Origin of the sequence: Paenibacillus oceani (genome assembly GCF_014705615.1) — a bacterium.
Classification (GTDB): domain Bacteria; phylum Bacillota; class Bacilli; order Paenibacillales; family NBRC-103111; genus Paenibacillus_AB; species Paenibacillus_AB oceani.
Genome location: NZ_JACXJA010000014.1, coordinates 198,326 through 214,185, shown reverse-complemented (window position 1 = coordinate 214,185; position 15,860 = coordinate 198,326). Strand labels below are relative to the sequence as shown.

18 protein-coding genes are annotated in these 15,860 nt (G+C 52.9%); all 18 read right to left on the bottom strand.

What is annotated here, in order from left to right; translation table 11 throughout:
- Positions 1-10: 10 nt before the first annotated feature.
- The 18 genes from IDH45_RS12340 to IDH45_RS12255 all read right to left on the bottom strand — a co-directional run bounded on the left by IDH45_RS12340 (position 11) and on the right by IDH45_RS12255 (position 15,839).
- Positions 11-1,123 carry a protein-glutamate methylesterase/protein-glutamine glutaminase gene (locus tag IDH45_RS12340; protein WP_190927948.1) on the bottom strand — a complete coding sequence of 371 codons (1,113 nt, stop codon included), beginning with the start codon at positions 1,121-1,123 and terminating at the stop codon, positions 11-13.
- A gap of 47 nt (positions 1,124-1,170) precedes the next feature.
- Positions 1,171-2,043 (bottom strand): MinD/ParA family protein, encoded by an 873-nt coding sequence (locus IDH45_RS12335; protein ID WP_190927946.1) that lies wholly within the window; start codon positions 2,041-2,043, stop codon positions 1,171-1,173.
- The gene (gene flhF, locus IDH45_RS12330; protein ID WP_190927944.1) at positions 2,043-3,329 is read right to left on the bottom strand and encodes a flagellar biosynthesis protein FlhF; all 1,287 of its coding nucleotides are present in this window, start codon (positions 3,327-3,329) and stop codon (positions 2,043-2,045) included. The genes IDH45_RS12335 and flhF overlap by 1 nt, the downstream gene beginning before the upstream one ends.
- The gene (gene flhA, locus IDH45_RS12325; protein ID WP_190927942.1) at positions 3,326-5,359 is read right to left on the bottom strand and encodes a flagellar biosynthesis protein FlhA; all 2,034 of its coding nucleotides are present in this window, start codon (positions 5,357-5,359) and stop codon (positions 3,326-3,328) included. The genes flhF and flhA overlap by 4 nt, the downstream gene beginning before the upstream one ends.
- Entirely contained in the window at positions 5,356-6,468 is a 1,113-nt protein-coding gene (flhB, locus tag IDH45_RS12320) for a flagellar biosynthesis protein FlhB (RefSeq protein WP_317891196.1), read from the bottom strand. Before flhB ends, flhA begins: the two co-directional genes overlap by 4 nt.
- Before the next feature lie 26 nt (positions 6,469-6,494).
- Positions 6,495-7,289 carry a flagellar biosynthetic protein FliR gene (gene fliR / locus IDH45_RS12315; RefSeq protein WP_190927938.1) on the bottom strand — a complete coding sequence of 265 codons (795 nt, stop codon included), beginning with the start codon at positions 7,287-7,289 and terminating at the stop codon, positions 6,495-6,497.
- Between the two features lie 9 nt (positions 7,290-7,298).
- Complete coding sequence (gene fliQ / locus IDH45_RS12310; RefSeq protein WP_190927936.1) at positions 7,299-7,568, bottom strand: flagellar biosynthesis protein FliQ; 270 nt, start codon at positions 7,566-7,568, stop codon at positions 7,299-7,301.
- A gap of 57 nt (positions 7,569-7,625) precedes the next feature.
- Positions 7,626-8,360: a flagellar type III secretion system pore protein FliP gene (gene fliP, locus IDH45_RS12305; protein ID WP_379211607.1), complete on the bottom strand. Its 735-nt coding sequence runs from the start codon at positions 8,358-8,360 to the stop codon at positions 7,626-7,628.
- A 26-nt stretch (positions 8,361-8,386) separates the two neighbouring features.
- A complete protein-coding gene (locus tag IDH45_RS12300; protein ID WP_190927933.1) occupies positions 8,387-9,031 on the bottom strand; it encodes a flagellar biosynthetic protein FliO in 645 nt (214 codons plus the stop codon).
- Positions 9,032-9,060: 29 nt separating this feature from the next.
- The gene (locus IDH45_RS12295; RefSeq protein WP_190927931.1) at positions 9,061-9,423 is read right to left on the bottom strand and encodes a response regulator; all 363 of its coding nucleotides are present in this window, start codon (positions 9,421-9,423) and stop codon (positions 9,061-9,063) included.
- A 22-nt stretch (positions 9,424-9,445) separates the two neighbouring features.
- Positions 9,446-10,765 carry a flagellar motor switch phosphatase FliY gene (gene fliY, locus IDH45_RS12290; protein WP_190927929.1) on the bottom strand — a complete coding sequence of 440 codons (1,320 nt, stop codon included), beginning with the start codon at positions 10,763-10,765 and terminating at the stop codon, positions 9,446-9,448.
- Positions 10,755-11,753 carry a flagellar motor switch protein FliM gene (fliM, locus tag IDH45_RS12285; protein WP_190928027.1) on the bottom strand — a complete coding sequence of 333 codons (999 nt, stop codon included), beginning with the start codon at positions 11,751-11,753 and terminating at the stop codon, positions 10,755-10,757. The genes fliY and fliM overlap by 11 nt, the downstream gene beginning before the upstream one ends.
- A 30-nt stretch (positions 11,754-11,783) precedes the next feature.
- Complete coding sequence (locus IDH45_RS12280) at positions 11,784-12,266, bottom strand: flagellar basal body-associated FliL family protein (RefSeq protein ID WP_223836583.1); 483 nt, start codon at positions 12,264-12,266, stop codon at positions 11,784-11,786.
- Between the two features lie 2 nt (positions 12,267-12,268).
- The gene (locus tag IDH45_RS12275) at positions 12,269-12,490 is read right to left on the bottom strand and encodes a flagellar FlbD family protein (protein WP_190927927.1); all 222 of its coding nucleotides are present in this window, start codon (positions 12,488-12,490) and stop codon (positions 12,269-12,271) included.
- 92 nt (positions 12,491-12,582) lie between these two features.
- Positions 12,583-13,404: a flagellar hook-basal body complex protein gene (locus tag IDH45_RS12270; protein WP_190927925.1), complete on the bottom strand. Its 822-nt coding sequence runs from the start codon at positions 13,402-13,404 to the stop codon at positions 12,583-12,585.
- Between the two features lie 115 nt (positions 13,405-13,519).
- A complete protein-coding gene (locus tag IDH45_RS12265; RefSeq protein WP_190927923.1) occupies positions 13,520-13,906 on the bottom strand; it encodes a TIGR02530 family flagellar biosynthesis protein in 387 nt (128 codons plus the stop codon).
- A 12-nt stretch (positions 13,907-13,918) separates the two neighbouring features.
- Positions 13,919-14,338, bottom strand: coding sequence for a flagellar hook capping FlgD N-terminal domain-containing protein (locus IDH45_RS12260; protein ID WP_317891195.1), 420 nt, complete (start codon positions 14,336-14,338; stop codon positions 13,919-13,921).
- Positions 14,339-14,366: 28 nt separating this feature from the next.
- The gene (locus tag IDH45_RS12255) at positions 14,367-15,839 is read right to left on the bottom strand and encodes a flagellar hook-length control protein FliK (RefSeq protein WP_190927919.1); all 1,473 of its coding nucleotides are present in this window, start codon (positions 15,837-15,839) and stop codon (positions 14,367-14,369) included.
- Positions 15,840-15,860: the final 21 nt, after the last annotated feature.

Genomic DNA, 15,860 nt, shown 5'->3' with positions numbered 1-15,860 from the left:
TCCGAGGCACTCAGCTCTGACTTTGTACAAGCTCGTTTAGCTTTGCGGCAATCTGATACAACGGAAGCTGGTGAGTCAGACAGTTCAATTCCGCTGCGGCTCGCGGCATCCCGTATACGACACACGTTTCGCTGGATTCCGCAATCGTGGATACGGCTCCGGCCTGTCTGAGCGCCTGCATCCCTTTAGCGCCGTCACTGCCCATGCCGGTCATGAGCACGATATGGCGCTTCAGCTCCCGGAACGGCAGCAGCGATTCGAATAACATATCGACCGACGGCCGATGGCCGCTTCGGGGATCGTCTTTCGTCAATCGGACTTTGTAACCGGCATCGTCCCTCTTGACGATCATATGCCATCCCCCTGGAGCTATATAAGCAACGCCGTTTCGCAGCCGGTCGCCGTCCGACGCTTCAACTACCCGGATCCGGGATGTCGCGTCGAGACGATTCGCCAGCGATTTCGTGAAATTCGGCGGCATATGCTGAACGATAAGAATCGGAGCGGGAAACTTCTCCGGCAGACCGGTCACGACTTGCTGCAGCGCCCGGGGGCCGCCTGTCGACGTTCCGATCGCAACCAGCTTGTCAATCCGCGAAGCAGGCATCGAATCGATCAGTTCCTTCGAGCCGGCGGAGACGGGCGGCTTCATGGCCGGCGCGGATATGGAAGCCCGATTCGAAGCCGGAGTCTGGCGCGGAGCGGGCATCGCCCTGGACACCCGCGTCTGAACGGCGATCGACAATTTTTCCATCAACAAAGACTTCACTTTAAACAAATCAAGCGAGATCGAGCCCGACGGCTTTCGTACGAAATCGATCGCTCCCAGCTCCAGAGCGGCGATCGTTTCCTTCGCCCCTTCCTCGGTCAAGCTGCTGAGCATAATGACCGGAACGGGATGCTCCGCCATGATCCGCTTTAAAGCTTCCAGTCCGTTCATCTCGGGCATTTCGATATCGAGCGTAATAACGTCGGGATTTAACCGTTTCGTTTTGTCGACGGCTTCCAAGCCGTTTTTGGCGGTGTCCACCACTTCGAACCTGGCGTCCTCTTGAATCATGTCGGTAATAATTTTGCGCATGAAGACGGAATCGTCGACAACCAACACCCTAATCTTGCTCACGAGCCTCACCTCATCCTGATGTCATCGGTATCGCGGTAGACTTGATTTCATTTCAGAAGTTTCCTCATTTTGTTGAAAAAAGCTTTAACACCGCTTTGCTGCTGCGGCTCCGGTGCCATCTGCCCGGTCACGTATCGGCTGACCAGCCGTTCGATGCTTCTCGACGCGGCGCTGCCGGGATAAGCGACGGTAAACGGCGTTTGCTGCTTCACCGCTTTCATGACATTCGGATCGTCCTCCACAAAACCTAGAGTCGGGATGTGAATGCCCAGAAACCGTTTGGCGACCAGACTGATCTTGTCGGCCGTCTGCTTCCCCTCGTGCAGCTCAGTAACCCGGTTGATGACCAGCTTGAAGTCTACTTCGTGTCCGAGCGAATGAACCATTTTAATAATTGCATAAGCATCGGTGATCGCGGTAGGCTCCGGTGTCGTCACTACTATCGTTTCGTCGGCGGCGACAATAAACCGGAGCGTCTCCTTGGACAAGCCGGCGCCTGTATCGAAGATGATGTAATCGACATAACCGTTCAACAGATTGACCTGCTCGGCAAAATAATCGATCTCCGCCTCCGTAAGCCGCATCAAATCGTTGAAGCCGGAGCCTCCCGCAATATATTCCAAACCGTTGCTGCCTTTATTGATAATTTCCCATATCGTTTTCTCGCGTTTGAGCAGGTGGTACAAGCTGTAGGTGGAGTTGATCCCCATCAATACATCGATATTGGCCAGGCCGATATCGGCATCGAACACCAATACCCGGTACCCGCTCTTTTGCAAGGTAAGCGCGAAGTTCAGGGTGAAGTTCGATTTGCCGACTCCGCCTTTGCCGCTCGTGACGGTAAGAATCCGGGTTGATGACGACTGTGGCTCCGCTTGGGAACGAATCAGATTGCGCAGTCTTTGCGCCTGGTCGCTCATCACTCGCGGTCCTCCAGCAGCAGATCGATCAACCGGTCTTCGTTCGTCTCTACGATGTCGTCCGGCACATTTTGGCCGTTTGTGATGTATGACAGCTGCAGCGGGAAATCGTAAAGCAGGTTGACGATCGAACCGTAAGAGTTCGTCTCGTCCATCTTGGTAAACAATACTTTGTCCAACCGGAACTTGGCGAAATTGTCCGTGATCGCCTTCATGTCCTTATACTTCGAAGATAAGCTCAGCACAAGGAACGTCTCGCTTTTGCCCTTGGACTGGAGCAGCGCGTTCAACTCCGATACGTACATCTGGTTGCGGAAATTGCGTCCGGCCGTATCCATAAAGATGATGTCGCAATCCTGCAGCGACTGAAACGCTCTTGCCAGCTCCTGAGGCGAAAACACGACTTCCAGCGGCACATTCAAGATGTTGGCGTACGTTTTGAGCTGCTCGACGGCCGCAATCCGGTACGTGTCGGACGTAATAAAGCCTACTTTACGTTTTTCCTTCAGCACTTGCTCCGCGGCCAGCTTGGCAATTGTAGTCGTCTTGCCGACGCCGGTCGGGCCGACGAAATGAGCGATCCGCGTATCGCTTGCAATCCCTTTGTTATACGGCGTATACAAAATCTGTTTCAATTGCTGCTTGATCAGCTCATAGGCGTACTCGTCGGTTTTCGGAGAAAACTCGCCTTCAAACTCCTCCGCCGCTTTGCCGAGCAGCTTCTCAACCAGATCGGGCGATACCTCGTGCTCAAGCAGCAGCCGCTCGAACTTGAGAAGCCGTTCCGGATATCGGGGTCTTTCTGCGGCTGAAGCCGTCAACCTGCTCATCATCTCTTTCATCGATTTGATCTCGTCGAGCAGCAGATCCTCTTTGCCGCGCTCCCGCACTTCGCGGATCTCTCGACCTTCTCGAACCTCACGGACCGGAGAAGGCCTCGCTACGGGGGGGATCACCGGCTCTTCCATCAACGCTGTTGGGGCGGAAGGAACGGCTGCCGACTTTTTGGCAGCTGCCGCGCTCGCTTCCTCAATCAGTTTGGCCAACTGAGCCCCCGCTGCAGGAGGCGTCTTGAAGGCGGCCGGGGACATCGCCGGCGGTGCCGGCTGAGCTTGACCGGCATCGGTGGCGGCGATGACCTCGATCTTCTTTTTGCCGAACAGGCCGAGAAACCCTCCGGAGCGAATTTCTTTCGTATTCAGAATGACGGCGTCCTTGCCGAGGTCTGTGCGAATTTTTTGCAGGGCATCCGGCATCGAGTCGACCACATATCGTTTTACCCTCATAAATTCACCACCCCTACGCTCTGAATTTCAGCTTGCGGCTCCAGCTCGCTGTAAGACAACACCGTAATATCCTGCATCGTGCGCTCCAGCAGCTGCCGCAAGTACATCCGGATCGTAGGCGAGGCCAGAATGACCGGCTGCTGTCCTTGCTGAACGAGTTTCGTCAGCTGTTCCGATACTTTCTGATGAATCGTCTGGGAAGCGACCGGGTCAAGCGCCAAATAAGAACCGTGCTCCGTCTGCTGAACGCTGTCGGCAATTTTCTTCTCCAGCGAAGGTCCGATCGTGACTACTTTGAGGGAATCCAGACCGTTCGCGTATTGGTTCGTAATTTGTCTCGACAACGCCTGACGGACATATTCGGTCAAAATATCGGGGTCCTTGGTATACGTTCCGTAATCGGCCAACGTTTCGAAAATGGTGACAAGATCGCGGATCGATATTTTCTCCTTCAGCAGCTTGGCGAGCACCTTTTGAATGTCGCCCACGTTCAGCACGTTCGGTACGAGATCGTCCACCAGCGCCGGGTACGTTTCCTTGACGTTTTCGATCAGCAGCTTCGTCTCTTGGCGGCCCAGCAGCTCATGGGCGTGGCGTTTCACAATCTCGGTTAAATGAGTGGCGACTACCGAAGGAGGATCAACGACCGTATAACCGGACAGTTCCGCCCGCTCCTTCATATTCTCATCGATCCACAATGCCGGAAGGCCGAACGCCGGCTCCGTCGTATCGATTCCCGTAATGGAATCGTCGTCGATGCCCGGGCTCATAGCCAAATAATGATTGAGCAGCAGCTCGCCGCGGGCTACCGTATTCCCTTTAATCTTAATGACGTATTCGTTCGGTCTAAGCTGGATGTTGTCGCGAATCCGGATGACCGGCACGACCAGTCCGAGCTCGAGCGCACACTGTCTGCGGATCATAATGATCCGGTCGAGCAAGTCGCCGCCCTGGTTCGTATCGGCAAGCGGAATCAGTCCATAACCGAATTCGAACTCGATTGGATCGACCTGCAGCAGCGTCACGACGCTTTCCGGACTGCGCACTTCCTCAATCTGCTGCTCTTCTACGAGCTGCTCCGTCTCCGCAGCCTTCTGCGACAAATTCCGCTGCATCCGGTAAGCCGCTAAAGCTAGCAGACCGGCGATCGGAGCTGTAGTGAGCAGATGGATCGGGGTGAACAGGCCGAGAAAAAGCACAGTGCCCGCCACAATGTACAACAGCTTCGGATAACTGAACAACTGAGCCGTCAAGTCTGTCGCCAGGTTGCCTTCCGAAGCGGCGCGAGTGACGATAATGCCTGCCGCGGACGAGATCAGCAGCGCCGGAATCTGGCTGACGAGACCGTCCCCGATCGTAAGTACGGAGAACGTCTGTAGCGATTCCATCATGCTCATGTCGTGATACGTAGCTCCGATAATGAAACCGCCGATCAGGTTGATGAGCAAAATAATAATTCCCGCGATGGCGTCCCCTTTAACGAACTTGCTCGCTCCGTCCATCGCTCCGTAGAAATCCGCTTCCCGTTCGATTTTTTTACGACGGTCCTTCGCTTCCTGTTCGTTAATCAGACCGGAGTTGAGGTCCGCATCAATCGCCATCTGTTTACCGGGCATGGCATCGAGCGTAAATCTCGCTCCGACTTCCGCAACCCGCTCAGAACCTTTCGTAATAACGATGAACTGAACGACAACGAGAATAAGGAAGACGACGAACCCGATGACCAGATTGCCCCCGGCCACAAACGAACCGAATGTGCCGACTACGCTTCCCGCTTCCGCTTCACTTAAAATAATACGGGTCGTCGATACGTTAAGCGCCAGCCGGAACAAGGTCGTAATCAGCAGCAAGGTCGGAAAGATCGAGAAGTCGAGAGCATCCTGCGTATTCATCGCAATTAATATAATAATGAGAGCAATCGAGATATTAATGATAAGCAAAAAGTCTAGCAGCATGATCGGAATCGGGACAACCATCATGAGAATGATCCCGATGATGCCTGTTAGGATGATTAGATCTCTCGTCTTCATGGCTTGGTCCTCCTCCCCGGTTGATCTTTGCCTTTCAGCTTATACACGTATGCCAGCACTTCCGCGACCGCTTGAAACAGCTCCGCCGGTATCGATTGTCCGATCTCCACCTGATTGTACAAAGCGCGCGCGAGAGGTTTGTTCTCCATCCGGACAATGCCGTGTTCTTCGGCAACCTCCCTGATTTTGAGCGCGATATAATCCATCCCCTTTGCAATCACTACGGGAGCTTCCGCTTTTTTCGGATCATACCGGATCGCAACCGCAAAGTGCGTCGGGTTCGTGATGACTACGTCGGCCTTGGGAACGTCCTGCATCATCCGCTGCAGCGCCATACGCCTCTGCTTCTCGCGGATTTTCCCTTTGATCAGAGGATCTCCCTCGGTATTTTTGTATTCCTGCTTCACTTCGTCCTTGGACATCTTCAAGTTTTTTTCCATTTCATAACGCTGGTAGATGAAGTCAAACAGCGCGAGAATGAGCAGGAGTACGGCGATTTGGACGCCTAGCATCAGAATAAGCCTGGCCGTATAAGAGAACGTATGGATGACCGGCCAAGACGCCATCTGAATAAACTGATCTTTTTCGTTCCATATCGTAAAAAAGACGACAAGCCCGATGACGGTGAGCTTCAAAATCGATTTCAGCAGCTCCACCAAAGCGCGAATCTTGAACATGTTGGCGAGCCCTTTAATCGGATCGAGCTTGTTGAACTGCATTTTAAGCGTTTCTGTCGTTACTAAAAAGCCAATTTGCGAGAAGGTCGCCACGACTGCCATTACGACGGCTATTCCGAATATCGGTGCGAGCAGCAGCAGTCCCTCGAATATAAGCCGGCCGAATATAATCGAAATATTGTCCGTCGTCATCTCCATGTTGATATAGTCGTAAAACGAGACAACGAACATATTTTCGATTTTGTCCCTCATAATCGTGCCGTATCCGAACAAGAGCAGCATGACCGAAAACAGGATCATCGCGGAAGGAAGCTCCATGCTTTTGGCGACCTGCCCTTTTTTTCGGGCATCCTGCCGCTTTTTCGGGGTTGCTTTTTCCGTTTTTTCACCGGCGAACAGCTGCAAGTCGAGAGGTAACGCAAATCGCGGCACGGTCGTCATTTTCCCCCAGTGCTAAGCTAAGATGGTTCCGGCGCAGTGCCGATTACGTTCACGAGCTGTTCGAGCGCCCGGAACAGCATGCCGAATAAATCCTGAAACAAAAATATAAATCCGGGCAATACAAGAATCAGCAGCAAAAAACCGGCAATGATTTTGATCGGCACGCCTACGACGAAGATGTTGAACTGCGGCGCCGTCTTGGACAAAATCCCGAGTCCCACGTCCGTCAGAAACAATGCGACTACGAGCGGCGCTGACATTTGCAAAGCAAGTCCGAAAACGTCGGAGAACGAGCGAAGCAGAAATTCGTGAACCGCTCCCTGCTGAATGCGGGCGAACAGTTCGTTCGTAAGCGGAATCCATTGATAGCTTTTGATAATGCCGTCGAACAAGTAATGGTGACCATTAAAAGACAAAAAGAGAAGGATCGAGATAATAAACTTAAAATTGCCGATAATCGGGCTTTGCGCGCCGGTCATGGGATCGATTACGTTGGCGATGCCAAGCCCCATCTGAATATCGATGAACGCTCCAGCGATCTGCACGACCGTAAAAAACAAATAAGCGGTGAAACCGAGAAGCAGTCCGACCAGCACTTCCCGAATGATCGATACGACGAACAATCCGTCAATGTCTGCCGGTTCCTTCAGTCCGACAGAGGCAAACGTCAGAAATGCGATTAGCGCCGCCAAGCCGATCTTCCATTGGGCGGGAACGCCGCGGGTGGAGAATACGGGCGATGCGAGCAGAAAAGCGGTAATCCTGCAAAATATAAGCAGCCAGTTGGGCAGAAACGGAATCCATGCTTCCATAAAATCGCCTTACCCTATAAACTTGTACAAGTTGTCCAGCAAATTGTACGTGTAGTCGATCAGTGTTTGTAAAATCCACGGTCCGAACACGAGAACGGACAGCAGGACGATCACAATTTTCGGAACGAATGCAAGGGTCTGTTCCTGAATTTGCGTTGCCGCCTGGAAGACACTGACGATGAGACCGACGACCAGCGCCAAAACCAACATCGGAGCACTGGCCTTCAGCACGGTGTACACGGCTTCTCCGGCTAAACGTATGACGAACTCGGAACTCACCGTACTTCGCTTCCTTTCCTATCCGATTGGTGTCGCCGCAATGTTCGCTTAGCCGTTTCAGACAGGCGGATGAAAACTAAGCAGCAGCGACTTGACGACCAAATACCAGCCGTCCACAAGAACGAACAACAAAATTTTGAACGGCAGCGATATCATAATCGGGGGAAGCATCATCATCCCCATCGACATGAGAGTACTGGCCACGATCATATCGATGACGAGAAACGGAATAAAGATCATAAAACCCATCTGAAAAGCCGTTTTCAGCTCACTGATGGCGAAAGCCGGCAAAAGCGCAGTCAGCGGAGTATCCTCCACCCCTGTAGGCTTTTCCGCCTTCGAGTAGTTCAGAAACAGCATTAAATCTTTTTCGCGCGTCTGCGCCATCATGAACTTTTTGAGCGGCAGCACCGCTTTGTCCAGCGCTTCGGCCTGCTGAATCTCACCCCTCAGGAACGGCTGGATCGCCGTCTCGTTCATCGTGCCAATCGTAGGCGACATGACGAACAAGGTGAGAAACAAGGCGATGCCGATCAGCACCTGGTTCGGAGGCATCTGCTGCGTGCCTAGCGCCGTCCTGACGAAGCTAAGAACGATGACGATACGGGTGAAGCTTGTCATGAGCACCAGAATCGAAGGAGCTAGGCTCAATATCGTGACGAGCAAAATGAGAGTTACCGTATTAGCCGTGCCCGCCGGGCCTTCCCCGTTGCCAATCTCCAGGTTGATGCCTGGAATCGGGAGGGCGGCGTAGGCTGGAGCGGGCGACCAGACCAGCAGCAGGACGATCATCGCCCCCAGAAGAACGAAGGATCGTTTCATGAGTCCGCCTTCCCGTCCGGCTTGTCGTTTTGGCTAAGCAAATCTTCAATCATCTTTTTCCGCCCCGACATATTTTTCATTTTCGACTGGAACACATCCTGGAACGAAGCGGTCATTTCGTCTTCCCGGGCAGGTTCCTTCTTCCGCTTGGTCCATCCGCCAATCAGCTCGCCCAGCTTTTGCATGCCTTGCCCGCTTCCGGTCGAATCGGAAGTGAGGGAAGCCGTAATGATTGCGACTTCCTCCGGGTCGTCGATTCTCTGAATCAGATTGACGTCGCCCCCTACCCCGACAACATAAATGGACCTGCCGATTTCAACAATCTGCACGGACTTGTTCGGTCCCAAAGGAACTCCGCCGAGCGACTTCACCGCCCGCCCCTGCATCCAGCTTAATTTTTTTTTGGATAAAAACTTAATAATCAGCAAGAAAAATCCGATAATAAGAATAAGGAAAAACAGCACTTTCACCATCATTAGAAAAACCGCGCCCGAATCCGCCTGAACTCCGCCAGTGTTCGTCACGCCCGGAAAACTGTCCGGGCCCGATCGGTCTTCCGCGTTTGCAGACGGCACGGCGTACCCCAATACCGGAATGGTCAGGACGGCCAAAGCGGCAAGATGCCTATAGATGCTTTGCAACTTCAATCGTCCCCCCGCTGCCCCAGCCATTATCCTAACGTTTTCTTGATTGCTTCAATAACACGGTCCGCCTGGAAAGGCTTTACGATAAAATCTTTGGCGCCTGCTTGAATCGCGTCGATAACCATCGCCTGTTGGCCCATAGCCGAGCACATAATCACTTTGGCGTTGGCGTCGAACTTTTTGATTTCTTTGAGTGCGGCGATTCCGTCCATCTCCGGCATCGTAATATCCATCGTGACGAGATCCGGCTTCAATTCTTTGTATTTTTCAACTGCGACGGAGCCGTCTTGCGCTTCCCCGACAACCTCATATCCGTTCTTGCTGAGAATATCCTTTATCATCATCCGCATGAATGCTGCATCGTCTACGATCAAAATTTTGTTAGCCATTGAGTAGTCAATCCTCCCGGGATTATTGTAATTTTTGAATGCGGTCCATCTGACTTATGATGTCGGTCACCCGCACACCGAAATTCTCATCGATAACCACGACCTCGCCTTTGGCGATCAGCTTGTTGTTAACCAAAATATCAACCGGTTCGCCGGCCAGTTTATCCAGCTCGATAATCGAACCTTGAGAAAATTCCAAAATATCTTTGATCAGTTTCTTGGTCCGGCCGAGCTCGACTGTAACCTTTAGCGGAATATCGAGCAGCAAGTTTAAATTCGAATCGTCCGGCTGCATCGAGGCGCCCGTCAAATTGCCGAACTGCGCCGGTGCCACGTTAACGCTGCGTCCCGGAATTCCGCCATAGTTTTGCGGTATCGGCGGTTGCTGCGGCGGGTACATCGGCTGCTGATACATCGGCTGCTGGTAAGGCTGTTGATAAGGCTGGCCCATCGGCGGCTGCTGATGCATCATCGGAGGCTGACCGTAGGGATCGTACTGCGGCATCGGCATCTGCGGAGCCATCGGCGCGTGATTGTACCCTGCCATCGGGTCCGGCTCCTGCCTCATCGGCGGCTGTTCATAATGCTGCTGCGGCTCCTGGGCCGGGGCTGGCGGCGAGACCGGTGCCGGCTCAGGCTGAACATCAGTTCCGCCGAGCAGAATGTTGACCATTTCTTTGGAAAAGGAAACAGCGAGCAGCTGCATCAAGGTAGAGTCGATCAAATCCCCAATAATCAGGCGGAACGAGATTTTGACGAACACTTCCTCGCGAGGGAGCTGGTCTTTTCCTTCCCCGTTCGGCAAATCCAAAATGTTGATGCCCGGCGGAGATATATTGACAAACCGATTGAAGATCGTGGACATCGAGGTGGCGGATGAGCCCATCATTTGGTTCATCGCTTCCTGAACGGCGCTGATATGAATATCCGACAGCTCCGAGTCCTCCGCAACGTTGCCGGTTCCCCCCATCATCAGATCGGCGATCACTTGCGCGTCTTTCGTCTTAATGACCAGCAAGTTGATCCCGTCGAAACCGTCCACGTAATTGACGTGAATCGCCACATGCGGCCTCGGAAACTCCCGCTCCAATTCCTCCCGGGCGATGATCGACACTTTCGGCGTCGTGATATCCACCTTTTTCCCCAACAGGGTGGAAAGTGCGGTTGCCGCGCTGCCGAACGTGATGTTGCCGATCTCCCCAAGAGCGTCCTGCTCGATCGGGCTTAAGTAATCGTCAACGGAAGGTGGGCCGTCTGACGACGAAGCGCCGCTGAAATCTTCGCTCGTTTGCCGAAGCAGCGCGTCGATCTCTTCCTGAGATAAATAATCTTTACTCGTCATGTTCTTCTTCCCCTTCGCTGACAATCTCCGTCACTTGAACGGCAAGTTTGTCTTTTACGGTTCCAGGACTTGCTATGAATTTTAACTTTTCCCCTACTTTGATGTGCAGTCCATCGTCAACCGGCTTGTTGAGCGTAATGACGTCGCCCACAGCCAGGTTCAGAAATTCTTTGACGGTAATAACCGATTCGCCGAGCTCCGCGATAACCGGAAGCTTCGCCTTGTGCACGCGCTCCTGAAGTGCTTCCACTTCTTCCGGAGCCCTGCTCTTGCGCTGAGCCAAAAATTGGTGATGCACGGATAATCGCGGCATGATCGGTTCAAGGACTACATGAGGGATACATAAATTGATCATCCCCGTCGTATCGCCGATTTTGGTCGTAAGCGAAATAAGTGCGATCGTTTCATTAGGCGAAACGATTTGCATAAACTGCGGATTCGTTTCGAGCGCTTCGAGTCTGGGAGCCAGATCGATAACCGTTTTCCAAGCTTCCTGCAAGCTCTCGAACGCCCTGCTGAATATCCGCTCGATAATAATCGTTTCGATTTCAGTGAGCGCATTAACTTTAGGAGGAGAGCTTCCAGGACCTCCCAGCAGACGGTCCAGCATCGCAAACGCGACGTTCGGATGCACCTCCAGTACCATCCGGCCTTCGAGAGGTTCGGCCTCGAATATATTTAAAATCGTCATTTTCGGAATTGAACGGATAAATTCGTCGTAAGGCAGCTGCTCTACTTGGACGACGTTAATTTGCACGAAAGTGCGAAGCTGAGCTGAGAAATACGTAGTCAAGTATCGCGCGAAATTTTCGTGTATCCGAGTCAAGCTGCGAATATGATCTTTGGAAAAACGGACGGCACGCTTAAAGTCGTATGCCTTTACCCGTTTTTGGGTTTCTTCTTTTTTGAGCTCCTCGGCGTCCATTTCGCCCGATGACAGTGCGGCGAGCAGGGCGTCAATCTCATTCTGCGAGAGCACGTCTACCAATTCCATCACCCCCTTATCCGCGGCATTCGATTAATTATTCGTGATGTTAATGTCTGTAATATCGACACGCACCAGTTTACCTTTAGATAAAATGGGATTGATTTTATTGATTAGCATCGTGCTGATCAGATCTTGTCCCTTGGAGCCTCCGGCTTGCTCAGCCGTCATATCGGCCAGCGTCTGCAGGATGATCGATCTCACCCGGGTCGACAGCAGTTCGAACTCTTCTTTCGCCTTGGAATCTTCCAGCAAAAAAGCAAAGTTAATTTTCACATAATTTTTGCCGGCCAAATTGGTCGTAATATCTTTGAACTCAACTGTGTTCGCTTTCTCTTCCTTCGCCGACATTTTTCTCGGTTTCACGTTCTCGACGGAGTTAGCCGCTTGCTGGGTCGGGTCGCCGGATTGAGACTTCTTGTCCAAATATTCCCACAAAATAAAACTTGCGAGTGCGATCAGCGTGATCGCGATGAGGATCATGATTAACCATTGCACCATTTTGTTCTTGAACATGACTACGAGCCCTCCGGGACAATATTCTTAGTAGCTACCCTGATCGATCCGGCCTGTTGCATGTAGGCTTTCACCATGCTCACCACGTCCGATACCGTTTCGGTTACGATGAATTTTTTTCCCGTACTCAGCGTAATGAGCGTATCCGGGGTTTCTTCAATCGTTTCGATCAACAAAGCGTTGATCGTCAGCTTACTGCCGTTCAACCGCGTAACAGGTATCACAAGGTTCCCTCCCGAGATATTGCTTGCTTCATCCGCGGTCAGGCGCAAAGGGGAAGAAAAAATCCCCTTCGACGCCCTTCCCGTGTTTCAAATTAACGTTTTAGGCTTAATATTTCCTGAAGCACTTCATCCGACGTCGTTATGATCTTGGAGTTGGCCTGGAAACCGCGCTGCGCTACGATCATTTCCGTAAACTCACCGGTCAGGTCGACGTTCGACATCTCCAACTGACCGGAGATGATGGCTCCGGTGCCCGTCTCCGGATCGTTAGGAATGGAGAATACCATATCTTCAAGCGAAGCGTTTGGCGTCATACGATACAGGTTTCCACCCATTTTCTCAAGTCCCGCCGGGTTAAGCACCTTCACAACGGCGAGCTGCATGCCGTCGATCGGCGCCGAAGTACCGTCTACGTTTACGCCGACAAATTGGCCGTTTTGATCGATAGAGAAAGCTGTAGTCTCAGCCGGATCGATTGCAGCCAGCGGCGCTCCATCAGCCCCTACAACCCGGTACCCGTCCGCCGTCACTACTTGTCCTGCGGCATCCACCTTGAAGTTACCGTCACGCGTCAGGAATATGCCGCCGTCTTCGCCTGCCTGTACCGCAAAAAATCCGTCTCCGTCGATCCGCACGTCGGTTACGACGTTCGTTGTCATTGCACTACCTGGAGTATGCAGCGTGTCGATCGCGGCCAGCGTTACTCCGAGTCCGATTTGCTTGGCGTTGATTCCACCGTTGCCGTCAAGCGGAGCCGTAACGCCGGCGACCGTCTGACTTAAAATATCTTTGAACATCGCGCGGCTGCCTTTAAAACCGATCGTGTTTACGTTGGCGATGTTATTTCCGATGACGTCCAGCTTCGTTTGAAAGCCTCTCATCCCGGAAACGCCAGAGTACAGGGATCTTAACATGCTCGTTCCTCCTTGAGAACTGTAGGAGCCATAGTGGGTATAGCGTTGTTTGTCCGAGCCGCTTCAAGCGGTCCACGGCCCGCGGGCTTCCGGATAGGGCCAGCCCGGATTACGATTATAAAATGACGGCACTGTCGATCTGAGTAAACAAGTTATCTCTCATCGCATCGCCATCGATGGCGGTCACGATCGTTTTGCTTTTGACGTTCACGATCATCGCCATACTGTCCATCAACACTAGCGATTCTTTGGCGCCTTTGGCAGCGGCCTTGTCGATAGCCGACGATAGTTTAGCCAACTGCTCCGGCTTCAGCTCAATCCCCCGCTGCTGCATGCGCAGTCCGGCATGGTGGCTGATGCGGACAAGGCTGTCCCGGAACACGTCCTGAAACGATTTCGTTCCAGCTGGGAGCTGTCCGGTATTCGGTTCAACGCGTTTAGCGGGTGCTGCCGGCGGAATCGCATTCGGATATAAATGTCCGACCGTTATTCGATCTGCCATGGCAAATCCCTTCTAATTTTTAATCTCGACAATGTTTTCAAGCTGGACATCCATACTGTCGACTACGGCAAACTGTTTGCCGTCCTTGATCTTGATCGACTCCACCGTACCGGATTTCACTTCCTGCTCTTTACTTGCATTCGTGTGCGTCCAACTGATCGACTTGCCGATCAGCGAAGAGCTGAACCCGATCGACTGGCGCAGCAGTTTCATCTCGCCGGCCATATTGGTGAGCTGCTCGACCGAAGTAAATTGCGCCATCTGAGCGATAAACTCTTTATCCTGCAGCGGCTGGGTTGGGTCTTGATTGGACATTTGGGCGACCAATATTTTAAGGAAATCGTCCCGTCCTAAATTGCTGCTTCCCGTTTTTTGTTTCTCAACCGCATTTTTGTAATAATAGGTTCCCATCGATACGCCAACGTTGGCCACCCGGAATTCCTCCATTTTGGTGCTGCTTTTATGCTGTGACGTCGAACGATCCGTCTGCAGACTGCGATTTGCGTTCCGTTACGCCTTCCAGCTCAGTCAAGAAATCGACCGGCTCCTGTTCGAAGTCATCCGGTTTTCCTTTGCCCCGGCGATCGGATTGCTGGGACTGCTGCTGTCCGCGCGAATCCTGGAACAAGCCCGGATATTGCGGGTTCGTTTGCGCCACTTCCAGTCTCTCAACCTGCAGCCCCTGCGTAATCAGCAATGTTCTTAGCTGCGACAGCTGGCTTTCCAGCATTTCTTTGCCGTGCGCGGTATCTGCCATAAATTGGGCAACGATATAACCGTTTTGCATCGTAACTTTAACATCGACTTGTCCAAGGTGTTCCGGCATCAGCGTAAGACGAACTTCCGACAATCCGTTGGCACCGGACACTTTCATGCTTCGAAGTACTTGCGCCATCTCATCCGCAAACCGATCCGCATGCACTACAGGTTGCGATTGCTGGGCAGGCTGCTGGTGTCCGGCCGGCTGACGCACCAGATGATTCATCTGCTGCACGGGCGAACCGTTGTCGATGCCTTCCTCCGGTATTCTCGTCTCTGCCGTCATCGGATCAGAAGCAGATTCTTTTCCGGATACGATAGCGCTAAGCTGGTTCTGAACGCCTGCTCGCGCAGCGATTTCCTCCAGACGGCTTCTTACTTCCGCGCCGCGCACCAGAAGGTTTGCCGCAGCCGCCAATTTTACGCCAGCGCCGTCATTTGCCGTTTCCGTCTGTCTGGAGCGGCTATGCTGCGCGATTGCAGGTTGTACGACGGTCTGAACGGTACCAGCGGAAGATGCTCCGACGGTTGACTGCTGGGCTGAACTCGGCATGTCCCCGGCCTTCATCGGGTCCTGACCATTAGCAGCTTGGACGACAGGGGCGAGCAGCCGCTCGAACGCTTGCACGACATGCGCGATTTCCGGCTGATCCGGATTTTGCTTCATCAGTTCTACGAGTGTCTCGAAAGTATGTATCCATGATTTCGCTTTGCCGTTCTGTCCAGTTAAGGAGTCACCTGGTTGCACCAAATCGTCCGGCAACACATTTGTTTGCTGTACGTCCTCGCTAGGCTTCCACTGTTGAATGACCGCTTGCGCCAGTTCCATAAGCGCCAACAATCCGGCCAACAGCTCCTCCTGTCCATCCAGAGCGGTATCCGTGTCCATCGTTCCGAGCCATTGCAGCAACAGGTCACCCGGAAGACTTGTCTCCCCTTCGGCGGCTTGTACAGCTGCCAGACCTGCAAGCAGATCGCTGGCCACCATGTTGGACTGCGCCGGAGCGCCAGCGCCGTTCTGGCCAAGCAGAGCTTGTACGAGCGTACCTGCAAATGGTGTACTGCCTCCCGCGTCGCCCGTACCGGCTCCCGCTGCAGCTTTGGCGGCTATTGCGCCATTCTGGGCCGCTCCGCCTGACGGCATTGAGGTGACCAAATTAAAAGGAATGCTCATATAAGTTTCACCTCCTTTCCT

What these genes read in the sequence shown, in the direction of transcription:
- IDH45_RS12255 (WP_190927919.1), bottom strand. Translation starts at nt 15,839, where the DNA reads ATGAGCATTCCTTTTAATTTGGTCACCTCAATGCCGTCAGGCGGAGCG.
- IDH45_RS12335 (WP_190927946.1), bottom strand. Translation starts at nt 2,043, where the DNA reads ATGAGCGACCAGGCGCAAAGACTGCGCAATCTGATTCGTTCCCAAGCG.
- IDH45_RS12295 (WP_190927931.1), bottom strand. Translation starts at nt 9,423, where the DNA reads ATGGCTAACAAAATTTTGATCGTAGACGATGCAGCATTCATGCGGATG.
- IDH45_RS12265 (WP_190927923.1), bottom strand. Translation starts at nt 13,906, where the DNA reads ATGGCAGATCGAATAACGGTCGGACATTTATATCCGAATGCGATTCCG.
- fliY (WP_190927929.1), bottom strand. Translation starts at nt 10,765, where the DNA reads ATGACGAGTAAAGATTATTTATCTCAGGAAGAGATCGACGCGCTGCTT.
- IDH45_RS12280 (WP_223836583.1), bottom strand. Translation starts at nt 12,266, where the DNA reads ATGTTCAAGAACAAAATGGTGCAATGGTTAATCATGATCCTCATCGCG.
- flhF (WP_190927944.1), bottom strand. Translation starts at nt 3,329, where the DNA reads ATGAGGGTAAAACGATATGTGGTCGACTCGATGCCGGATGCCCTGCAA.
- IDH45_RS12270 (WP_190927925.1), bottom strand. Translation starts at nt 13,404, where the DNA reads ATGTTAAGATCCCTGTACTCTGGCGTTTCCGGGATGAGAGGCTTTCAA.
- fliR (WP_190927938.1), bottom strand. Translation starts at nt 7,289, where the DNA reads ATGGAAGCATGGATTCCGTTTCTGCCCAACTGGCTGCTTATATTTTGC.
- fliP (WP_379211607.1), bottom strand. Translation starts at nt 8,360, where the DNA reads ATGATCGTCCTGCTGCTGGTCTGGTCGCCCGCTCCAGCCTACGCCGCC.
- flhA (WP_190927942.1), bottom strand. Translation starts at nt 5,359, where the DNA reads ATGAAGACGAGAGATCTAATCATCCTAACAGGCATCATCGGGATCATT.